The organism is Neopusillimonas aromaticivorans (genome assembly GCF_030344915.1).
Lineage (GTDB): Bacteria > Pseudomonadota > Gammaproteobacteria > Burkholderiales > Burkholderiaceae_B > Neopusillimonas > Neopusillimonas aromaticivorans.
The window spans coordinates 1,088,326-1,106,956 of sequence record NZ_CP128233.1 but is presented as its reverse complement, the minus strand read 5'-3'; the positions used below and the strand labels follow the sequence as shown (position 1 = coordinate 1,106,956).

Sequence of the window (18,631 nt, the reverse complement as noted above, 5' to 3'; positions counted from 1 at the left end):
ATGATTATCGATAGTCACGCTCACGTTTCAAATCGCTGGTATGAGCCGATTGAGTCGCTGCTGGCCCAAATGGAGCACACCGGGGTGAATTCGGCCGTGCTTGTTCAGTTGCTGGGCCACTACGATAACCAGTACCTGATCGACTGTGCCAGGCATTATCCGGGCCAGTTTGCCAGTGTGGCATTGGTCGATTGTCGTGCCGATGGCGTGCACGACTTGCTTGAATCGCTGGCGGTTCAAGGGGTGCGCGGCATTCGTTTACGCCCCACTGACCAAAGCCCGGATGCAGACCCGCTGGCGATCTGGAAGCAGGCCGCGGAGCTCGGTCTGGTGGTCAGTTGCGTGGGGAACGAAAAGACATTTTTGTCGCCCGAGTTCGCTTTGGTTCTTAATGCAGTGCCGACGGTAAAGATCGTGCTTGAGCATCTGGGTGGTACCAGCAGTGCGCCCCTAAGCGATGAAGAACTGGCGCAGCGCCGCCTTGTTTTTGGTCTGGCCCGTTACCCGAATGTGTTTATGAAAGTACCTGGGCTGGGTGAAATCATGCCTCGCAAGGCGCTTGATATGCCGGTTGGGCAAGTCGGGTCAGCGCGTCAGGTCCCCTGCTGGTTGACGCCTTGGCTCAGTTTGGGGCATCGCGTCTGATGTGGGGCAGTGACTTCCCGGTGGTCAGTTCTCGGGAAGGCTATGGTTTTGCGCGAAAATGGGTGGCCGACGTGTTGTCTGACACGCTGGACGCCGCCGATCTCGAACTCGTCTTCGGGGGAACGGCAAAGCGGTTGTTCTTCGAACCGTCCTGAGTTTATGGCAACCGTGCTTTATGACTAAACCTATAAAAAATCACTGGAGAAGACATTATGAAGACACGTTATCAAAACACATACCGTAGTACCGGGCCCGCACTGGCATCCACCGTGTAATACCCGGGAGTACGCATGTCCAACACAAGTTTTTCAGCCCCGGTGATCGGGGCTGACGGCGCCGCATCTGCGCTTCAGCCCCCTGTTACCAAGCCAGCATCCACGTCTTCGGCGGCTGTTCTATCGTCGCCTGGCAAGGTCGAAAAGGGTGGGTGGTCCATGATCATTATCCTGACCGTTGTCTACATCGTGTCATTCCTGGATCGTGGCGCCATTTCCCTTATTATCGGCCCCATGAAGGAGGACCTGAATGCCTCGGATTTCGAGGTCAGTTTGCTTGTGGGCCTTTCTTTCATGCTGCTGTACACCGTCCTGGGTATCCCGGCCGGATATCTGGTCGACAAGTTTCGGCGCAAGACCTTGCTGGGAGGGGCCATCGTATTCTGGTCCGGGATGCAGGTTGCCTGTGGCCTGAGCAGCAGCTACATCCAAATGTTTCTTGCCCGTACCGGCCTGGGAATTGGTGAGGCGGTACTGCCTCCGGCCGCCTCGTCCATGATTCGTGATGCCTTCCCGCTCGAGCGTCGTGGCATCGCGTTCAGCATCTACAACATGGGCCCCAATCTGGGCAGTGGTCTGGCACTTGCGCTGGGTGGTGCCCTGCTGGCCTATGCAGCGGGCGGTGGCCTTGAAGGGCTGCCGTTCTTCAGTACGCTGAAGCCTTGGCAGTTTGTCCTGATTGTCCCCGGTTTGATGGGCTTTGTACTGGCGATCCTTGTTTTTTGCATGCGAGAGCCCAAGCGCCGTGTCACGCCAACGATGCAAGACGCCGTGTCTTATGGTGACGCGATCCGCTACGCCTGGAAGAATCGGGGGCGTACCTGACCCTTTGGGTGGCGATTGCGCTGTACGGCATTGGTATCGGTGGGCAGTTCGCCTGGCTGCCCGAGGCCATCACACGCGCTACCGATCTGCCTTTGTCGTTCATCGGCAAGACTTTGGGCATGATCAGTATCGTGGCCACACCGCTTGGCTTGCTGTTCTGGGGGTCTGTGGTTGATTACTGCTCAGGCCGTGGCATGAAAAATGCGCCGTTGAAAGTCGGCCAAATCGGTACTGGTCTGGCCGCTCTGGCAACCGCCTCATTCCTGTTTATTGATGATCTGACCATTGGTGCGGTTGCCTTTGGCGCGCAGATGTTCTTCTACGCCATTTTTGCGGTTGCCGGTGGGGCCACCATGGCCAACATTACGCCCAGCAACATGATGGGCAAGCTGACCGCCTTGTATTACCTGTTGACCAATCTGTTCGGCCTGGCGCTGGGGCCATCGGTTATTGCATTGGTGGCCGGTGCCTTTGAAGGCCCACGGGCAATCGGTACGTCGTACGTAGTGTGCTACGTCGTTTGCTTTGTCATGGCCATTGTGTTGCTGGGTTTTGCGTCCCGTGTGATCGAACGAAACAGAATGGGAGAGACGGCATAGCGCCGGAGGTTTTTATGAAAATTGTACGAATCGAATGTTTTCCGATCGGTGTTCCCTTGCGGTTTCCCATTCGCTTGCCCAATGTCAATATCACGCAGCTGAACACCGTGCTTGTCAAGATTCACGCTGATTGCGGAACCGTGGGTATTGCCGAGTCGGGTGACACCTCGTCGTGGTACAGGGGTGAGTCACAAGCCTCGATCTGCGCCATGATCTGCGACGTATTTGCGCCCCAGATCTTGCTGGGTGAAGACCCGCGCAACCTCGAAAAGATTGTTGGCGCCATGGATGTCATTTCCCGGGAAAATTTCCAGGCCAAAGCGCTGGTTGATTGTGCCTTGCACGACTTGCTGGGCAAGGCACAGGGCGTGCCGGTCTATCAGTTGCTGGGGGCGTACCCGCGAGTCTGTTCCTTTGGGCTGGGTTTTGTCTGCCGGCGAGCCCGATGACGTCGCACAACGCGCACGCCGGGCCGTTGATAACGGGTTCGTACAGTTAAAGGTCAAGGTGGGGCGTCATACCTATGATCGTGACGTGGCTTCGGTGGCAGCGGTTCGTGCCGAAGTGGGTGATGACGTGAGGGTCGTGCTGGACGCCAATGGCTCATGGCATTACGAAACGGCCCTGAAAATGCTGCGTCGGCTTGACCCTTACGGCCTTGATTTTGTCGAGCAACCGGTACCGCATAACGATCTTGAAGGCATGGCACGTTTGCGCAATAAGGTGGGTACGCCCATTTATGCCGACGAGGCCGTGCAAGAGCCTCAGGATTTGTTGCGTGTGGTGAAGGCCGGTGCGGCCGATGGCGTCATCCTGAAGTTGCAGAAAATGGGCGGGTTGACCAAGGCACGCAAGTTCCTGGCAGTTGCCGAGATGCTGGATATCCCGATTTTAAGCAGCAGCCTGGTGGGCTCCACCTTTGAGTCGGCGCCGTCTGCCCACTTGATGGTGTCCAACCGCTGGGCCAGCAATTTCATCACCGAAAGCACCGGCCCGCTGGTGGTGCACGGCACCATGAATACCTCGGAAATTGCTCGCGACACAGACCTGTCTACTGAAATTCCGTTGTTTGAAAGCGGTGTTACGGCACCGCTGGATAAACCGGGGTTTGGTCTTGAGCTTAACGAGGCCGTCTTCGAACGCTGTCGCGGCTCAGAGCCCGCCAGGGTTGCCCGCTTGCCTGTGTAGGTTTTTCCGTCGCGAGCGTCAGCTCGTTCTTGCAGTTCCACCGTCCATAACCAATTAACCTAAAGGAGACATTTATGGGCAATTTCGTTACCGAGAGTCCGGGTAAATACGTCGTGCTATGGATACGGCTGTTTTTTGGTGCTCACTTGGCCTATTCAGGCTGGCGCTATATATTTACCGGGTATGTTCCTGAAATACCGGGTATTGGCGGGGCCTACGTGGCGGCAGCGGCTGATATTTACCTGTATCAGGCGGTCAAATATGGCGAGGCTATCTTTGGCCTGATGCTGCTGACCAACCGCTTTGTTCCATTGGCACTTGTGCTTGAAATGCCGGCCACAATCAATATTTTCTGGCTCAATACCTTCATCGTTGGCACGCCGCGTCAATTGTTCACTGGCCCGCAAGAGCTGTTCCTGAACGGCATCCTGTTGCTGGCTTACGGCTTTTACTTCAGGGCCCTGCTGGTTCAGAAAGCAAGCCCGAGTACCCATTGGATACCCGAAAAAGACCTTAACGCGCTTGACCCGGCCCAGCGCGGGGCGTCGGGTGCCGGTTCACCGTACCAACCTGCCTCTGGTGTCGGGGCAACCATGAAAACTGCCTGATCAGGAGACATTCACATGAACAAGAATATTGTTGTTGCTTTGGTTATTTGTGTGGTGCTGTCAGCGGCGGTCTGGATCGGGTCTACCGGTTGGGGTTATGCCGTTTACCGCCCGATTCGTAACTATGACCTGTTCAGTTTGGCCATTGCCTGGATCGGTGTGATTTTTGCACTGGTCAAAGACCATCGGAAGTAGTCGGCTTCCGGCGAAAGTGCGCCGTTCGCGGCGCATTTTTTTGTCTTTGACGTTAAAATTATTCAAAATAAGCTAACAAAATAAGATAATCATCTATTGAGTGATGATTGCCTGAAAATCACTGAAGGAGCTCACATGCTGAAAGTACGTGCCGCCGTTAAAGTTGGTGTTGAACAAACTGAAATTCAGGAATTTGACCGGCCGGTCATTCCTCCCGAGGCGGGCTTGCTGCGCGTTGAGTCTTCGGGTGTTGGTGGCAGTGACCCTGAACTGTATCGCAAGCCCGATCACGCACCCATTATCATGGGGCATGAAAACGTGGGTACCATCGAGGAGCTCGGTCCGGTGGCTGCCGCTCGTTGGGGTGTTCGCCAGGGCGACCGTGTGGCTCTGCACGAATATTTGCCCTGCTGGCACTGCGAGTGGTGCATGAAAGGCGACTTTCGCCTGTGCATGGAGGTTGACTTCTTCAACGTTAAAGACCGCCTGAACACGCTGCGTTTCGGGATGTCATCATGTAACATCGAACCGCACCTCTGGGGGGCTATGCCCAGTACATGTACATGCCGGCGAACACGGTCATGCACAAGATTCCGCAAGATATGCCGGCCGAGTGGGCGACCCTGGCCGTGCCTTTCGGCAATGGTGTGCAGTGGGCCTGCCTTGATGGTGGTGCGGGTCCAGTGCAAGACAGTATTGATTTTTGGCCCGGGCCAGCAAGGCCTGGGTTGCACCCTGGCTGCAAAGGCAGCCGGTTCCATCTGCGTCATTCTGGTCGGCATGACGCGCGATCGCGCGCGTCTTGATCTGGCTTTGCGTATGGGTGCTGACCATGTCATTGATGCGCAGGAAGAAGACTTGCATCAGCGCGTCATGGCTCTGACTGGCGGTCGCGGTGTTGATGTGGTGGTCGATACGACAGGCGACCCGACCGGGCAGGTGGTGAACGATGCCGTTGCATTGGCTGCCAAAGGGGCCTACCTTAGCCTGAACGGCCTTGAGCAGCATGTGCCCATCAAGGAAATCAAGAAACGTTACCTGACAGTACGCGCGCCACGCGGCCGCAGTTATGGTGCCGTAGAGTTGGCCTTGCGCTATATCGGGTCAGGAAAGTACCCCATCAACGAGGTGTGTTCCCATGACTATGGCCTTGACCAGGTTCATGACGCCATTCTGGCAACAGCCGGTCGTGGCGTCAGCGGGGCTATTCATGTCACGGTTAATCCGTGGCGATAAAATAGCCAGAATGTAATAATAACAACATCTATTTTCCAGGACCCAATCGTGTCGATTGAAACGACCCGCGCCACTGATATTCCCTCCCGTATTGCTGGTGAAATCCGGGAACAAATCAACCGGGGCGTACTGTCGCCCGGTTTGCAGTTGCGTCAAATGGATCTGGCCAACCAGTTTTCGGTCAGCCGGGTACCAGTACGCGAGGCCTTGAAGCTGCTGGCCGCAGAAGGTCTTATCGGTCATGACCCCAACAAGGGGTTCCATGTCGCCTATCTCTCCAGCGACGAAGCGCGCCAGTTGTACCGCATCCGGTACTTGCTCGAGTCCGAGCTGCTGTCAACCGTACAGTGGCCTAACGAGCAGCAGCTGGCGCATCTTGATCATATGGTTGAAAGCCTTGATGACGCCCTTAAAGAAGGTGACCGCTCCGCCTGGGTGACGCGGCACCGGCAGTTTCACCGTTACATCTTTGATTTGTCACCGAACAAGGTACTGGTCAACGAAGTACTGCGTCTGTTGACGCTGACGGATCGTTACCGGTCACTGCTGGTCAGTCCGGGCTTCAATGGTTTTTCCAGTGAACCGCGGGCAACACAAGAGCGCCATCTGGTCGAGGCCCTGGCGGCCCGCGACCGTGAGCGTTTGCTCAGCGTCTTTGAACGGGCAAGGGCTGACATTGAAAAAGGCATGCTTGCTGCACTCGAGGCCAGGGGCTGTAACTCACTGATGGCATCGGCCAAGGCCGGTTGTTCTTTGTGTCGGGTGGCAAGTATTGGCAGTCAGGTTTTGTGTGCAGTGTCCGAATAAGTAAAACCCCTGAATGTTTATATATTCAGGGGTTTTGCTTTGCGTAAGGCATTCACAAACACTGTTGAAAACCGGGGGTATCAACTGTATTCCCAGTTCGGCGTCATGAAGTGGTTCAGTTGCAATGCCGTGGTCAGTGTCTGAAAGCTGCCGTATTCGCCATAGGCATACATCAGGGGTGTGCCAGGGTGCTCTGCGTAGCGTAGCCCGGCAATCTGGCCGAAGAAAATGGTGTGCGTACCCACATCGACGGTATTTGCAACAATACAGTCAAAAGCCACGATGGCCGATTGCAACACCGGGGCACCGGTTTGCAGTGTTGCCCATGTGCCTTGTGAAAACTTCTGCTCTGCGCTGACCGGCATGGCAAACTGCTCGGCGATGACACGGTCGTTCTGCTCAAGGGCATTGACAGAAAACCGACCGGCATCACGAATGGCCTCGCACGAACTGTTCTGGCGGTTCACGCACACTAAAAGCGTTGGGGGTGTGGCAGATACCGAGCAGACGGCGGTAGCCGTCAGCCCGGCGCGATGGCCTGCATCATTTTCTGTGGCAATGACGCAGACGGCTGCCGCCAGACGCCGCATCCCCTGCCGGAATTCTGCAGGATCGCAACAGGTGGCATTGGCGGAAGGAGTGCTGTCGGCGTTTGACATGATCAATCCCAGCCGTAAATGGCCAGACTGGTTTCGCCATTTTTTAGTCGCTTCAGGATTTCAGCTTCCTGGGCTTCACGTTTTGATGCGGCATCGACCACTTCGGCAACCCGTTCGCGCGGGATGCTGACAACACCGTCACTGTCGCCCACAATCAGGTCGCCGGGATTGACGACGACATCGTCGAACAAGGTGGGGTGGTTGACCCAGCCACGAGCCTGAAAGTCTTTGCCGGTGCCGCGAATGCACAAGCCGCGCGCAAAAATCGGGAATCCGATTTCACCCAGCAGGGTGTAGTCACGAACGCAGCCGTTGATGACCAGGCCACCCAGTTTACGGGCCTGGCAAGCCGTTGACATGATTTCGCCCCAGTAACCGTGCTCGTATTGCCCATTGACACTGACCACCAGAATATCGCCGGGTTGCGCCGCGTAGATGGCGCGGTGGATCCAGAGGTTGTCACCGCCGGGGGCATCTACCGTGACGGCAGGGCCACAGACATGAAACTGCGGATGAACCGGCTTGATGGCCGGAGGCATCACACCGATCTTGCCGGCGGCTTCGTGCAGTGTGGCCACAGGCAGCGAACGTGCCGCATGGATCAGCTCAAGGGCAGGCCGTTCGATATCGGTGCGTGTGGTCAGCGCTGGGTTAAGTCGAGGCTGGCTCATGCTTTCTCCCGGGTTTGCAGTTGATGGTAGCGGAATTTCTTGCGGGCATCGTCAAGGCGCATCCCGGAACGAATGGATTCGCGGATGCTGTTCTCGGCGTGCTCGATCTCTTCGGCGATGTCCAGAATCTTTTCTTCGTGCTCTTTGGGAATGACGATGACGCCGTCAGCGTCACCGCGCAGGATATCGCCCGGTTGCACGCGTGCGTTGCCGATGTTGACCGGGACATTGGTGGCCTCAACCTGAACCCGGTCTTTGCCGGTACGCATCCAGTGGTCTTTGGCAAACACCGGATAGCCCAGCTTGCGGCACAGGGCGACATCGCGGCAGACGCCGTCGATGACTGTACCCGCCACCCCTTTGACATGGGCAATTTCGGTCAGGATGTCACCCCAGACCGTGGTGTCTTCGCGCCCGCCATTGTCCAGCACGACGACACTGCCGGGCGGAACATCGTCAATATAGTCGCCCACGGTCCCGGGGGCGATGCGGCTGGACCATACAAAATGGTGTAGGCACGGCCGGCCATGCGAAAGTCGCCATCACGGGGTTTGATACGGTAGCATTGTCCTGCGATACCCAGTCGATCCAGTGCATCGCTCAGGGTGGCGGTATCCAGTTTGGCAGCGCGTGCCACGTTTGCATCAGTTGTTGCTTCGGTCGTCATAGTGTCTCTTCGCGTGTGGTTCGTTATTGTTCGGTCAGCATGTGTTCGTAGTTGCCGCCCATGACTTCACTGACAGGCACGCCGGCCAGAATGGCCTTGGCCATGGCCGCTTCGCGTCCGACAATCATTTCTGCAGTTTCCAGCACCTTGTCGATGTTGGTGGCGGCGATGAAAATGATGGCACTGCGGTCAGCCAGCACATAATCGCCAGGCAAGACATCTACCCCCAGACGGTGATCGGGACGTTGGTGCCCTTTTCAACGATACGGCCGCGTGCCGTACGTGCCGTCAGGCCTGTGCTGAACACCGGAAAGTTGTAGGTCATGGCCTCGTCAATGTCGCGCACCGGGCCATCGGCGACAACGCCGGCAATGCCGCGCATTTTTGCCCCCAGGGTCAGCAGGCCACCCCAGCTGCCAGCCTCGATGCCGGTGGTCTGCTCGACGACGATGACGTTGTCGGCACCGCCAGCGGCGATGGCTGTGGTGCCCAGGTGTTTTACCGGGCCAGGGGTGGTTCGCCGGTACCCAGTTTTACCGTAATGATCTGGCCTGCGATGCGGCCCTGTCCGGCGCGCTGCGGGATGCCGGTGACCACACCGGGCAGGCCCAGGCGATCCAGGGCATCAGAAACCGCACAGCCGTCCAGCCGGCGCAGTCGCTTGACGTTGCTGGCGGCTGATGCGCTGGCGACGTTTTCGTTAGTCATTTTTTGCTCCATAGTGTTTTTTAAGGCTTAGCGCCAGTACACAAATGCCATGGCGTTGCCGGTACCGGCTGTGCTGCGGTAGCAGGGGATATAGTCGACCAGGGTCATGTTGACGGGCAGATCGGCCATGGCGCTGGCCACGGGAACCCAGTTCTTGATTTCCGATGACCCGGCACTGGAACCAGCTTTCGCCCAAGTCGGCCAAAGCATCCACACTGCGGCTGCGCATGGAATCAATCACCATCTGGTCCAGTTCTTCGTCAACGACAAAATGCGACAGACCGCCCGAGCTGATCAGCGCCACCCGCAGGTCGCTGTCCCACGACTCGATGGCATGGCGCAAGGCCTTGCCAAAGGCATGGCAGCGACGAATAGTGGGTTGGTTAGGGGGTAAAAGGTGTTGACCAGCACCGGCACGCTGGGAATAACGCGGTCATTCATGATCTGACGGTACACAAAGCCGTAGGCGTGCGGCGTTTCGACCGGTGACATCCGTTTGATGGCGGTGACGTCGAAGTTGTCCGTCATCATTGACTCAACAATGTGGCGACCCAGTTCGGGCACACCCTTGTAGGTGGCGCCTTGTTCCGGAATGAAGCCGGGTACCGAAACGGCCACGCCTTCGGGCAGGCTGTTCAGTCGCTCTTGAGAGTACATATTGTTGATGATGGATTCGCCCATCATCACGCTGAATGCGGGAATCAGGTCATCGCCAAAGACTTCCATCTGGTCGTTGCCAACAATCACGGCAATGTCGGGTTTCACTTCGTCAAAGACCTTGGCCATGTGGGCAATGGCCGCACGGCAAGCGGCGTGACGCCGGGTCCAGACCTCTTGTGTGATCTGCGCTTCAAGGTTTTCGGGCTTGCGTAACTCGACCAGTTCGTCGAAGGTCCAGACCTTGCCTTTGTAGTAGTGGTTGTTGCGACGGTCGTCCGGCACGCGCAGGCCCCAGCCTTCCGGGGGTCGAGAGCATCGGGCCGTGCGATGTGCCCATGCCAAGAACGATTTTTGCCATGAGTGTCTCCTGTAGTATTGGCGTCGGTCATGGCGCCCGACACGCTGCATTGCAGGTTGCCAGGCGTCATGGTGCACGCTGTTTAGTTGGCGGCAGGGCCCAGATTGAAGACGCGGCGGGCGTTACCTTCAAAAATCATTTGTTTTTCGGTATCACTCAGCCACTCGAATTTCTCGATCAGGGGCTTGATGAAGTCCATGGTTTGGCCGGTCTTGGGGTTGACGACTGAACCGACGCCCGGGCATTCAGACCCAAACAGACAGCGGTCAACACCGACGGTCTTGATCAGCAGGCGCAGCGCTTCTTCCGAATACAACACGGTGTCGTAATACATGTTGCGCATGCCTTCCAGGAAGTCGGCACCGCCTTTGCGCAGGGCTCCCGACTGGAAGCGGCCGATCTGGTAGGGGATGGCGCCGCCGCCGTGCGACACAACGATTTTCAGGTTGGGGAAATCTTTGAAGACGTTCGAGTTCACCAGGCCGAACACGGCGATAGACTCTTCGTTGATGAAGTGCAGCGAGTAGGGCGTGCGGTCGGATTGCGAGCCCGTAGCGTGAATGTGGGCAGGCACGTCCAGTTCGCACAGCTTTTCGTACAGCGGGTACCAGTAACGGTCGCCCAGTGCAGGGGCTTCTTCGGCGCCGTTTTCGAACGGATCAGGGTTTAGCAAGCAACCCTTGAAGTCCAGCGTCCTGACACAGCGTTCGAGCTCGGGCAGTACATTTTCGATAGGGTCGCCTGCGACCTGGGGCAGGCCGGCAATTCCGACAAAGCGGTTAGGCAACAGCTTGACCGTACGGGCGATGATGTTATTGGTTTCTTCAGTGAACCAGTGCACCAGCTTGCCGGGTTTGGCGCTGTGCATCATCTGGAAAGGGCGGGGGACATCAGCTGCAGGTCGATGCCGGCCTGGTCCATCATGTCCAGGTGGCCACAGGGCGCCATTTCTTTCTTGTTGGCGTAATACAGGATTTCTTCGTCGGTGACCTCGGCCATGCGGCGGCCGTGCTCACCCCGGTGGGACAAAAGGTTGGCTTTGTAAACCCACAGCTCGGCTGGGGCGCTGACGTGTCCGTGGCAGTCGATGATCACAGGTATCTCCTTTGGTAATTGGTATTTGAATGGATGGTGTTGATGCAACCGGGATGCGGGTGTCGTGACGGGATGGCGTACCCGGGTCGATTCAGTGGTTACAAATCCAGGACCAGCAGGTCGGTTTTCGAGCCTGAACAGCAAATCATCATGGTCTCGTTGGCCGCACGTTCGGGTTCGCTGAGAATGGCGTCCCGGTGGTCGGGAATGCCCGAAATGACGCGTGTTTCGCAGGCGCCGCACACGCCCTGCAGGCACGATTGGGGTACCGACATGCCGGCGTCATTCAGGGTTTCCAGAATGCTTTTGCCTTCAGGAATATGGAAAGTCTTGCCCGAGCGCTGCAGCTCTACCGTGAACCCGCCGTTAGCGGCTTCGTGCTTGGCGGTGAAGTATTCGACATGAACCTGGTTGGCCGGCCAGCTGGACAGTGCGTTTTCGAAGGCCCCCAGCATCGGCGTCGGGCCACAGCAGTAGGCGTGTGAACCGGCCGGTGCGTTGGCAGCAATGGCGGCCAGGTCAAGCAGGCGCCCTTCGTTTTCGTCATCAAAGTGCAGGTGAACGTTGGGACGGGTGGCCAGTTCAGCCAGGAAGGCTGCGTCGGTGCGCGAGCGGCATGAGTAATGCAGTTCCCACGATTTACCCAGTGCTTCCAGACGGGTCATCATGCACCAGATCGGGGTGATGCCAATGCCACCCGCCACCAGTACGGTGTGCTGTACAGACTCGTCAAGCGGGAAGTTGTTACGCGGTGCGCTGATCTGGATGTCGCTGCCCACACGCAGTTGTTCGTGCATGTAACGCGAGCCCCCGCGGCTGTTTGGGTCATTCTTGACGCCCACAATGTAGCGGTCGGGTGTGTTGCCCCAGTTCACCAGGGAATACTGTCGCACCAGGCCGTTGGGCAGGTGGATGTCGATGTGCGAACCGGCGGTGGCACCAGGAAGGGCCTGACCGTCGGGGAGCCTGAATTCATACAGGTGGGTGTCGCGTGCGGCGTAGGTTATGGCCGTAAGGCTTGCGGTGATGATGCTGGATGCGGCGTCGTGCGCCAGTGATGTTGTTGTCCCCATGATTCTCTTCTGTGCTTTAGACTTATGGCTAAGTATTTTGCCTATGACTTCTATAATACATAAATGAATATTATTTTGCATTATAATTTTGCATAAAATAATCGGGCATCTCATAAACGGGCTTTTGATACTTGCTTCAGCAGGCAGTCACCGGCCGCATAACAGAGGGGATAACGCCGCATGAGTTCGGTTGATGGTCTGTCCATGCCCCGACGCTTTTGGGCGGTTGCGGTTATTTCTATGGGCGTCATGCTCTCGGTCATTGATGGCGTGCTGTTCAATGTGGCCTTGCCGACCATGGCGCGTGACCTGGATGTCAGCCCTGCGTTCACCATCGTGCTGGTCAATGCCCATCAGGTCGCCGTCACTGTCTTCTTGTTGCCGTTGTCGGCAGTGGGTGATTTGCTGGGTTACCGGCGCGTTTTCCTGACCGGCATGTTGTTATTGTTTGCGGGCTCGGTGGCCGGCCTGTTTGCTGACTCGTTTGCCACGCTTGCGGTGGTACGGGTGGTTCAGGGTATCGGCTCGGCGTCGCTGATGGCGGTTGGCAGCGCCCTGGTGCGTTCGGTCTACCCGGCGCGGCTGCTTGGGCGCGGTATTGGTCTTAATTCCATGGTGGTGGCGGCATCCGCGTCGGTCGGGCCTACCCTGGCCGGTCTGGTGCTGAAGTTTGGTTCGTGGCATTGGCTGTTCGCGTTGTCGATGCCGTTTTGCGTTGTTGCGTTTGTGTGGGGGCGGGCGGTATTGCCCGACAACCGGCGTAATGCCGGCCGGTTTGATGTGCGAGACGCCTTGCTCAACGCGTTGACGGTGGGCTGTGTCATGGTGGCCGTTACCGGTCTTAGCCAGGGGCGGTTGCCACTTCCCGTCGGGGCAGGGTTGTTGCTGGTCGGGCTGCTGATCGGGGTCGTCTTCGTGCGCCGCCAGCTGCGCCAGGAACGGCCCTTGCTACCGCTTGACCTGTTGCGCCATCCGCTGATCGGGCTGTCTGCGCTAACGTCATTGACGTCTTTTATTGGCCAGATGCTTGCATTGGTCTGCCTGCCGTTTTATTTGCAGATCAGTCTGGGGTACGACGCAACCCAGACCGGTCTGTTGATGGCCGCCTGGCCGTTGTCGGTCATGGCAATGGCACCGGTCTGGGGGTATGTGGCGGATCGCTATCCTGCCGGTCTGGTCGGGCTGCTTGGCCTGGTTGTGGCGGCATCGGGTCTGGTCGTGCTGGCAACGTTGGGCAGTTTGGGTTCACTGTATGTTCTGGGTACGTGTCTGGCCGTGTGTGGCCTGGGCTATGGTCTGTTCCAGATTCCGAATACGCGAACCATTGTCGAATCCAGCCCCCGGTCGCGCAGTGGAGCAACCGGCGGCCTTATCGCCACCTCACGCATGACCGGGCAAATGCTGGGTACCGTTTTGCTGGCCTTCATTTTCAACATGACAGCGCATCGCAGCGAAGAGACTGCCCTATGGGTGGCCGCCATGTTGACCCTTCTGGCTGCGGGCATCAGTAGTCTGCGGCTGTTCATCCAGGTACCGGCGGGTCCGGATACCAACTCCTCAAACCCTAAAACAACTAAAGAGACTGACAATGATTTATGACTGCCATGCCCACCTTGTGTCTGATGATTTCGATCGTTATCCGCCGTCACCGCTCAGCGGCACACTGGACCGCAAGCTGGACGATCCCATGACCGCAGAGCGCCTGCTGCACGAGATGGACCAAAACAATATTGAGCGTGCCGTCGTCGTGCAGCGTGCCCATGTTTATGGCTATAACAACGAATACGTGGTTGACAGCGCCGCGCGCTATTCCGACCGCTTGCGTGCGGTGGTGTGCGTTGACCCGCAGGCCAGTACCGGTCCGGAACGTGTACGTCACTGGATCAAGGAATGTGGTGCAGTCGGTATTCGTTTGACTGAACCGTTCAAGGGGGCCGATACGGGCTGGCTCAATTCTCCCGAGGCCATTGAAACCTGGAAAACAGCGGTTGAACTGGGGGCATCCATTTGCTTGCACATGTACCGGTGGAACCGGGTCGAGTCACTGGTTGCCCTGAAACAGGTCATGGACAGGTTTCCCGAGTCTGTGGTTGTGCTTGATCACCTGTCCAATATCATTCCCGAGCAGGGGGCGCCTGATTATGGTGTGGATGAGCCCTTGCTTGATCTGGTGCAATTTCCTAACATTTTCCTGAAGTTGACCACCATTAACCTTGGGCGCATGGCCAACGAAAAGATCGACCCGCAGCCCGTCATTGCGCGTACCTTGCAATCGTTTGGTGCCAGCCGCTTCATGTGGGGCTCTGATGTGGCTCAGTCGGCAGGTGCGTATGCCGACCTGATCAAGATGGGTGTTGCCGCCACGGCCTTCTTGTCTGAAAAAGATCGCAAGCAGGTTTTGTACGATACGACCAACCGTGTTTATGGCGGCGCGAAAGTCTGATCGACGTGTGATCAAGGGCCCTGTGCACGCGCGTTGACGTGCCGGGCTGTTCAGGTGGTATCCGGGGCGAAGCAGGATCTTCGCCCTTTTGTGTCTACGGTTAAAAAATGGACCAGGCCTGTTGGGCTGGTCCACAAAAAGCACTCGTTGGAAAATTGCAAAAGAACAAAGGGTACTGCTGGTGAGGTATCGGTTGACCGGCGTATGGCCGGGAGAATCAGACCGATACCTCGTGCCCGGGATCAAACGTCGATCAGAAGCGGTGGCGCAAGCCTGCCATCACACCGGTCTGGTTCTGGCCGGCTGCCGGTGCCGTACCTGGTGATCCGCCGCTGACGGCGAAGTTCAGGTTGCCACCATTGTTGACATGAGCCACGGCCGCATAGATGGCAGTGCGTTTCGAGAACGAATAGGTGCCGCGCGCCACGTAATAGGTTGCACGTTCACCCAGGTCTTTCAGCTTGGTGTAATAAACAGCCCCATCCAGTCGGAATGCGGGCGAGAAGTCATAGGCGGCATTCACGAAGTAGGTGTCGAACCGATGGTTGGTGCGATTCGCGTTGGCGACAGGGCCACGTGGGCTTGGCACGAAGGCGCCGCCATCTGTGTTGCGGTACAGGTAACCGGCACCGACGGTCAGGGCATCAAACTTGGCATAGCCATTCAGTGTCCAGCGGCGGTCTTTCTGGCCGGAGGCCAGGTAGCCCAAGGCCGGGCCATTGTTCGAGTAAGCCGGGTAGGTATTGGCTGCTGCACCGGCTGCTGGTGCCTGGCCAACCCCGGTTTGCACGTCGTAGGCTGTTGCAACCCCCATTTTGCGCTGTCATAACCCAGCATGGCTGACCAGCCACCGCATTCGCTTTGAGAGTTCAGCTGGACACCGCAACCGTTGGCAGCAGGGTTGCCCAGACCACCGGGGCCACCACCGCGAATGTTGTTGTAACCACGGGTGTAGCCCAGTCCAACCGTTACGCCGGAAAAAGTGCCACGGTACGTGATCGAGTTGTCCATACGGGCATTGGCGATGTAGTCATCAAATGCGGCCAGACCAAACGAGTTGGGGCCTATCAGATCGGCGCGACCCATCGCCCAGAACAGCATGGTGTATTGGCGGCCCAACGCGATTTGGCCCCAGTCACCCTTCAGACCGACAAATGCCTGGCGCCCAAACAGACGGCCACCCTGGTTGGATGAGCCTGTCGAAGGGGCGAAGCCTGATTCGAGTGTAAAGATGGCCGTCAGGTTATCGCTGATTTTTTCCTGACCGCGCAAGCCCCAGAGTGAAGGGAACGAAGAGGTGTTGGTCGGGAAAACAACCGTGCCGCCGCCATTGTTGACGTTGCTCAGGTATTCGATGGCGGTATCGATATTTCCGTAAAGGGTTACGGTGTCGGCGCTTTGCGCCTGGGCCGTCAATGGGGCGGCTGCCACAAGGGCGATGGCCAGGTACTTCAGTTTCATACTTTGTCTCCGTATAAAAATAGAGCGTTTGGTTGCTGCGTTGGGTCAGCCCCGTTGGTTTTTCGGGGTTGACTTGGTGCTCGGCTCTGCCCGGTACGCTTGGGTTGACGTCCTGGGTCTGTGTGTGTTCATGTCGTACCGTCGGCATGAAACCCCGGACCACCGCAGTGCACACGTTGGTCCGGGTCATAACGTTGAAATTGAGATGTGGGGTGAGCTACCCCACAGATGTATCAGGCTTTGGTGTTTTTCTTGCTGCGTGCCGGGCGACGTGAGGGCCCTTGCGCCATGGGATCAGCACGCGTTCCATGTAGTTGAACAGCGCGGCGGTGGCGAAGCCCAGAATGGCCGTGACCATCAGGCCGACGTACATTTTTTCCACTTCAAAAATTTGCCAGCTGTTCCAGATCAGGTAACCGATTCCTGATTTGGCACCGACAAACTCTGCGGCCACAATGACCAGCAGTGCGACACCCATGCCCAGTTTCAGGCCGGCCATGATGGCGGGCATTGCACCCGGCAAGGCGACATCCCAGAACATCATCTTGCGGTTGGCACCAAAGTTGTCACCCACGTCCATGTAGATGGGAGGAATATCGCGCACCCCTTCATAGGCATTGATCAGCGCCATGTAGATGACTGACAGGGCAATGATGGCGTATTTCGACATTTCACCCATCCCGAAGATCAGGATCAGCAACGGCAGGATGGCCACTTTCGGAATCGGGAACGTGGCATGTACCAGCGGCTGGATGATTGCGCGAAGCTTGGGAGACATACCCATGGCCAGACCAATGATGACGCCGGGGATGGCACCAGCGATAAAGCCGATGACGATACGGGCGATACTGATGCTGACATGCTCCCAGAGCTCACCGCTGATCAGCATGTGCCACAGCCCTGCGAAAATTGCGGTAGGTGACGGAAAGAAGCGTACGTCCAGCCAGCCGAACAGGGCCGCCGCCTCCCAGATGGCCAGCAGCACCAGCGGGGACATGACGGAAAGCATTTTTTCAAAGTTATCGGACGTCATACAGAACATGCCCTTCGATGTTTGGTTTGTCGAACTCATTTCCCTGCCTCCACTTCACGCTGGTGAGCCATGACCTCATCGCGCAGACAGGACCAGATACGGCCAAACATTTCGCCGTAGCCTGCGCTGCTCTTGACGTTGTCGACATTTCGGGGTCGACTGAAGACTTCGTTGACGTCAATGACTTCCTTGATGTTCCCGGGCCGTGTGGTCATGATCATGACGCGGTCTGCCAGCACGATGGCTTCGTCAATCGAGTGCGTTACGTACACAACGGTCTTGTGGGTTTCTTCCCAGATACGCAACAGTTCAGCCTGCAGAATGATTTTTGTTTGCTCATCCAGTGCGGCGAAGGGTTCGTCCATCAACAGTATTTCGGGGTCGTTCGCGAAGGCCCGGGCGATACTTGCACGTTGTTTCATCCCGCCCGACAGCTGATGCGGGTAGGCGTTCTTGAAGGCTTTCAGTCCGACCTTTTCAATGTACGTATCCGCAATTTCATAGCGTTCCTTGCGTCCCATCCCTTGAGCCTTCAGTCCGAACGCGACGTTGTCGCGCACCGTCATCCACGGAAATACGCCATGCTCCTGAAATACCATGGAGTTGAGGCGTCGCTCTTTTTTGCCGGATTGAGCGGCATCGCGCACAAACTCGATGTCGCCGGAAGACTCTTCTTCCAGCCCTGCCAGAATGCGCAGCAGGGTCGTTTTGCCGCAACCTGACGGACCCACGACGCAGAGGAATTCACCGCGACGGATTTCGAAGTTGATCGGAGACAGAACTTCAATCTCCTTTTCTTCGAGTTTGAAGACTTTGCGAACGTTTTTCAGACGGATCTTCGCTTCGTGGACGGGTCGCTTCATTTCGTATACTTGAGCTCTTTGTTGCATCATGGGTGGTAATCCAGAGGGTTCATCTGTGGTGGCGAGTTGCCTTGGGTTTGAGGTAGGTGCGGCCACAGCTGTCACTGCTTCACTGCGGTTGCCGTTGCTGATCAAGAAACGTCGCGCGCATCCGGCCGGCGATACCGGCGTGGGTTGCCAGGTATCGCGTTCATATTGGTTTTCCGGATAATTTCAGGGGCAAGGCGCCGGATCAATCTGCTGAAGGGCGCCTTGTCAGGCCGGGTTATTGACGTCCCAGCACTTCTACGGCGTATTCCAGATAAGACGGGTCGAAAATTTTCGTCGTATCAATAGGTTTGGCCTGGACTTTTTGTTCAAGCAAAAAGTCTTGCATCGAGGCGACGACGGCAGGGTCGAAGGCGCCATTGGGGTCTGCAGACGGCAAGGCCATTTTGCGCAGACGCTCAACGTCCTTGATCATGCTGTGCCTTGATAGGGTCTGCAAAAGCTCTTCGTAGCCTGGACCGCTTCCCGCTTTGACGGCGGCAATGTAGTCACGCTGACCTTTCAGCATGGCAAC

General features: G+C 57.1%; 23 protein-coding genes and 3 pseudogenes. 12 read left to right on the top strand and 14 right to left on the bottom strand.

Features of this window, described 5'->3' with window-relative positions:
• The 10 genes from N7E01_RS05950 to N7E01_RS05905 all read left to right on the top strand — a co-directional run bounded on the left by N7E01_RS05950 (position 1) and on the right by N7E01_RS05905 (position 6,378).
• On the top strand, positions 1-645 hold the full coding sequence (locus tag N7E01_RS05950; protein ID WP_289174936.1) for an amidohydrolase family protein: 645 nt from the start codon (positions 1-3) through the stop codon (positions 643-645).
• Complete coding sequence (locus N7E01_RS05945) at positions 618-800, top strand: amidohydrolase family protein (protein WP_289174935.1); 183 nt, start codon at positions 618-620, stop codon at positions 798-800. The genes N7E01_RS05950 and N7E01_RS05945 overlap by 28 nt, the downstream gene beginning before the upstream one ends.
• Before the next feature lie 135 nt (positions 801-935).
• Positions 936-1,745, top strand: a complete 810-nt coding sequence (locus tag N7E01_RS05940; RefSeq protein ID WP_289174934.1) for an MFS transporter — start codon at positions 936-938, stop codon at positions 1,743-1,745.
• Positions 1,746-1,753: 8 nt separating this feature from the next.
• The gene (locus tag N7E01_RS05935) at positions 1,754-2,344 is read left to right on the top strand and encodes an MFS transporter (protein ID WP_289174933.1); all 591 of its coding nucleotides are present in this window, start codon (positions 1,754-1,756) and stop codon (positions 2,342-2,344) included.
• Positions 2,345-2,358: 14 nt separating this feature from the next.
• On the top strand, positions 2,359-2,793 hold the full coding sequence (locus tag N7E01_RS05930; RefSeq protein ID WP_289174932.1) for an enolase-like domain-containing protein: 435 nt from the start codon (positions 2,359-2,361) through the stop codon (positions 2,791-2,793).
• Complete coding sequence (locus N7E01_RS05925; RefSeq protein ID WP_289174931.1) at positions 2,759-3,532, top strand: enolase C-terminal domain-like protein; 774 nt, start codon at positions 2,759-2,761, stop codon at positions 3,530-3,532. The genes N7E01_RS05930 and N7E01_RS05925 overlap by 35 nt, the downstream gene beginning before the upstream one ends.
• 74 nt (positions 3,533-3,606) lie before the next feature.
• On the top strand, positions 3,607-4,140 hold the full coding sequence (locus N7E01_RS05920) for a hypothetical protein (RefSeq protein WP_289174930.1): 534 nt from the start codon (positions 3,607-3,609) through the stop codon (positions 4,138-4,140).
• Between the two features lie 15 nt (positions 4,141-4,155).
• Complete coding sequence (locus tag N7E01_RS05915; protein WP_289174929.1) at positions 4,156-4,335, top strand: hypothetical protein; 180 nt, start codon at positions 4,156-4,158, stop codon at positions 4,333-4,335.
• A gap of 135 nt (positions 4,336-4,470) precedes the next feature.
• Entirely contained in the window at positions 4,471-5,571 is a 1,101-nt protein-coding gene (locus N7E01_RS05910) for a zinc-dependent alcohol dehydrogenase (RefSeq protein WP_289174928.1), read from the top strand.
• Between the two features lie 48 nt (positions 5,572-5,619).
• Positions 5,620-6,378: a GntR family transcriptional regulator gene (locus tag N7E01_RS05905; RefSeq protein ID WP_289174927.1), complete on the top strand. Its 759-nt coding sequence runs from the start codon at positions 5,620-5,622 to the stop codon at positions 6,376-6,378.
• Positions 6,379-6,458: 80 nt separating this feature from the next.
• On the opposite strand, the gene N7E01_RS05900 is transcribed toward N7E01_RS05905, so the two are convergent.
• The 9 genes and pseudogenes from N7E01_RS05900 to N7E01_RS05860 form a co-directional block, all read right to left on the bottom strand.
• Entirely contained in the window at positions 6,459-7,037 is a 579-nt protein-coding gene (locus tag N7E01_RS05900) for a flavin reductase family protein (RefSeq protein ID WP_289174926.1), read from the bottom strand.
• A gap of 2 nt (positions 7,038-7,039) precedes the next feature.
• Positions 7,040-7,708, bottom strand: coding sequence for a 4-carboxy-4-hydroxy-2-oxoadipate aldolase/oxaloacetate decarboxylase (locus N7E01_RS05895; RefSeq protein ID WP_289174925.1), 669 nt, complete (start codon positions 7,706-7,708; stop codon positions 7,040-7,042).
• A pseudogene (locus N7E01_RS05890) lies at positions 7,705-8,375 on the bottom strand (RraA family protein). Before N7E01_RS05890 ends, N7E01_RS05895 begins: the two are co-directional and overlap by 4 nt.
• 23 nt (positions 8,376-8,398) lie before the next feature.
• Positions 8,399-9,083 (bottom strand): annotated as a pseudogene (locus N7E01_RS05885) (RraA family protein).
• Positions 9,076-9,426: a hypothetical protein gene (locus tag N7E01_RS05880; protein ID WP_289174924.1), complete on the bottom strand. Its 351-nt coding sequence runs from the start codon at positions 9,424-9,426 to the stop codon at positions 9,076-9,078. The pseudogene N7E01_RS05885 and the gene N7E01_RS05880 overlap by 8 nt, the downstream one beginning before the upstream one ends.
• The gene (locus tag N7E01_RS05875) at positions 9,378-10,025 is read right to left on the bottom strand and encodes a class III extradiol ring-cleavage dioxygenase family protein (RefSeq protein ID WP_289174923.1); all 648 of its coding nucleotides are present in this window, start codon (positions 10,023-10,025) and stop codon (positions 9,378-9,380) included. Before N7E01_RS05875 ends, N7E01_RS05880 begins: the two co-directional genes overlap by 49 nt.
• Positions 10,026-10,183: 158 nt before the next feature.
• Complete coding sequence (locus tag N7E01_RS05870) at positions 10,184-10,972, bottom strand: amidohydrolase family protein (RefSeq protein WP_289174922.1); 789 nt, start codon at positions 10,970-10,972, stop codon at positions 10,184-10,186.
• Complete coding sequence (locus N7E01_RS05865; protein ID WP_289174921.1) at positions 10,969-11,196, bottom strand: hypothetical protein; 228 nt, start codon at positions 11,194-11,196, stop codon at positions 10,969-10,971. Before N7E01_RS05865 ends, N7E01_RS05870 begins: the two co-directional genes overlap by 4 nt.
• Before the next feature lie 98 nt (positions 11,197-11,294).
• Positions 11,295-12,269 carry a PDR/VanB family oxidoreductase gene (locus tag N7E01_RS05860; RefSeq protein ID WP_289174920.1) on the bottom strand — a complete coding sequence of 325 codons (975 nt, stop codon included), beginning with the start codon at positions 12,267-12,269 and terminating at the stop codon, positions 11,295-11,297.
• A gap of 180 nt (positions 12,270-12,449) precedes the next feature.
• Between N7E01_RS05860 and N7E01_RS05855 the strand changes: the two genes are divergently transcribed.
• Both N7E01_RS05855 and N7E01_RS05850 read left to right on the top strand, forming a co-directional pair.
• Positions 12,450-13,868, top strand: coding sequence for an MFS transporter (locus tag N7E01_RS05855; protein WP_289174919.1), 1,419 nt, complete (start codon positions 12,450-12,452; stop codon positions 13,866-13,868).
• Entirely contained in the window at positions 13,858-14,712 is an 855-nt protein-coding gene (locus tag N7E01_RS05850) for an amidohydrolase family protein (protein WP_289174918.1), read from the top strand. Before N7E01_RS05855 ends, N7E01_RS05850 begins: the two co-directional genes overlap by 11 nt.
• Before the next feature lie 253 nt (positions 14,713-14,965).
• On the opposite strand, the gene N7E01_RS05845 is transcribed toward N7E01_RS05850, so the two are convergent.
• The 5 genes and pseudogenes from N7E01_RS05845 to N7E01_RS05825 all read right to left on the bottom strand — a co-directional run bounded on the left by N7E01_RS05845 (position 14,966) and on the right by N7E01_RS05825 (position 18,625).
• Positions 14,966-15,526 carry a porin gene (locus N7E01_RS05845; protein WP_289174917.1) on the bottom strand — a complete coding sequence of 187 codons (561 nt, stop codon included), beginning with the start codon at positions 15,524-15,526 and terminating at the stop codon, positions 14,966-14,968.
• Positions 15,527-15,660: 134 nt separating this feature from the next.
• A pseudogene (locus N7E01_RS05840) lies at positions 15,661-16,173 on the bottom strand (porin); the annotation flags it as partial.
• A 217-nt stretch (positions 16,174-16,390) separates the two neighbouring features.
• Positions 16,391-17,245 (bottom strand): ABC transporter permease, encoded by an 855-nt coding sequence (locus tag N7E01_RS05835; RefSeq protein WP_289174916.1) that lies wholly within the window; start codon positions 17,243-17,245, stop codon positions 16,391-16,393.
• The gene (locus N7E01_RS05830) at positions 17,242-18,069 is read right to left on the bottom strand and encodes an ABC transporter ATP-binding protein (protein ID WP_289174915.1); all 828 of its coding nucleotides are present in this window, start codon (positions 18,067-18,069) and stop codon (positions 17,242-17,244) included. The genes N7E01_RS05835 and N7E01_RS05830 overlap by 4 nt, the downstream gene beginning before the upstream one ends.
• Before the next feature lie 265 nt (positions 18,070-18,334).
• Positions 18,335-18,625, bottom strand: a complete 291-nt coding sequence (locus N7E01_RS05825; protein WP_289174914.1) for a hypothetical protein — start codon at positions 18,623-18,625, stop codon at positions 18,335-18,337.
• Positions 18,626-18,631: the final 6 nt, after the last annotated feature.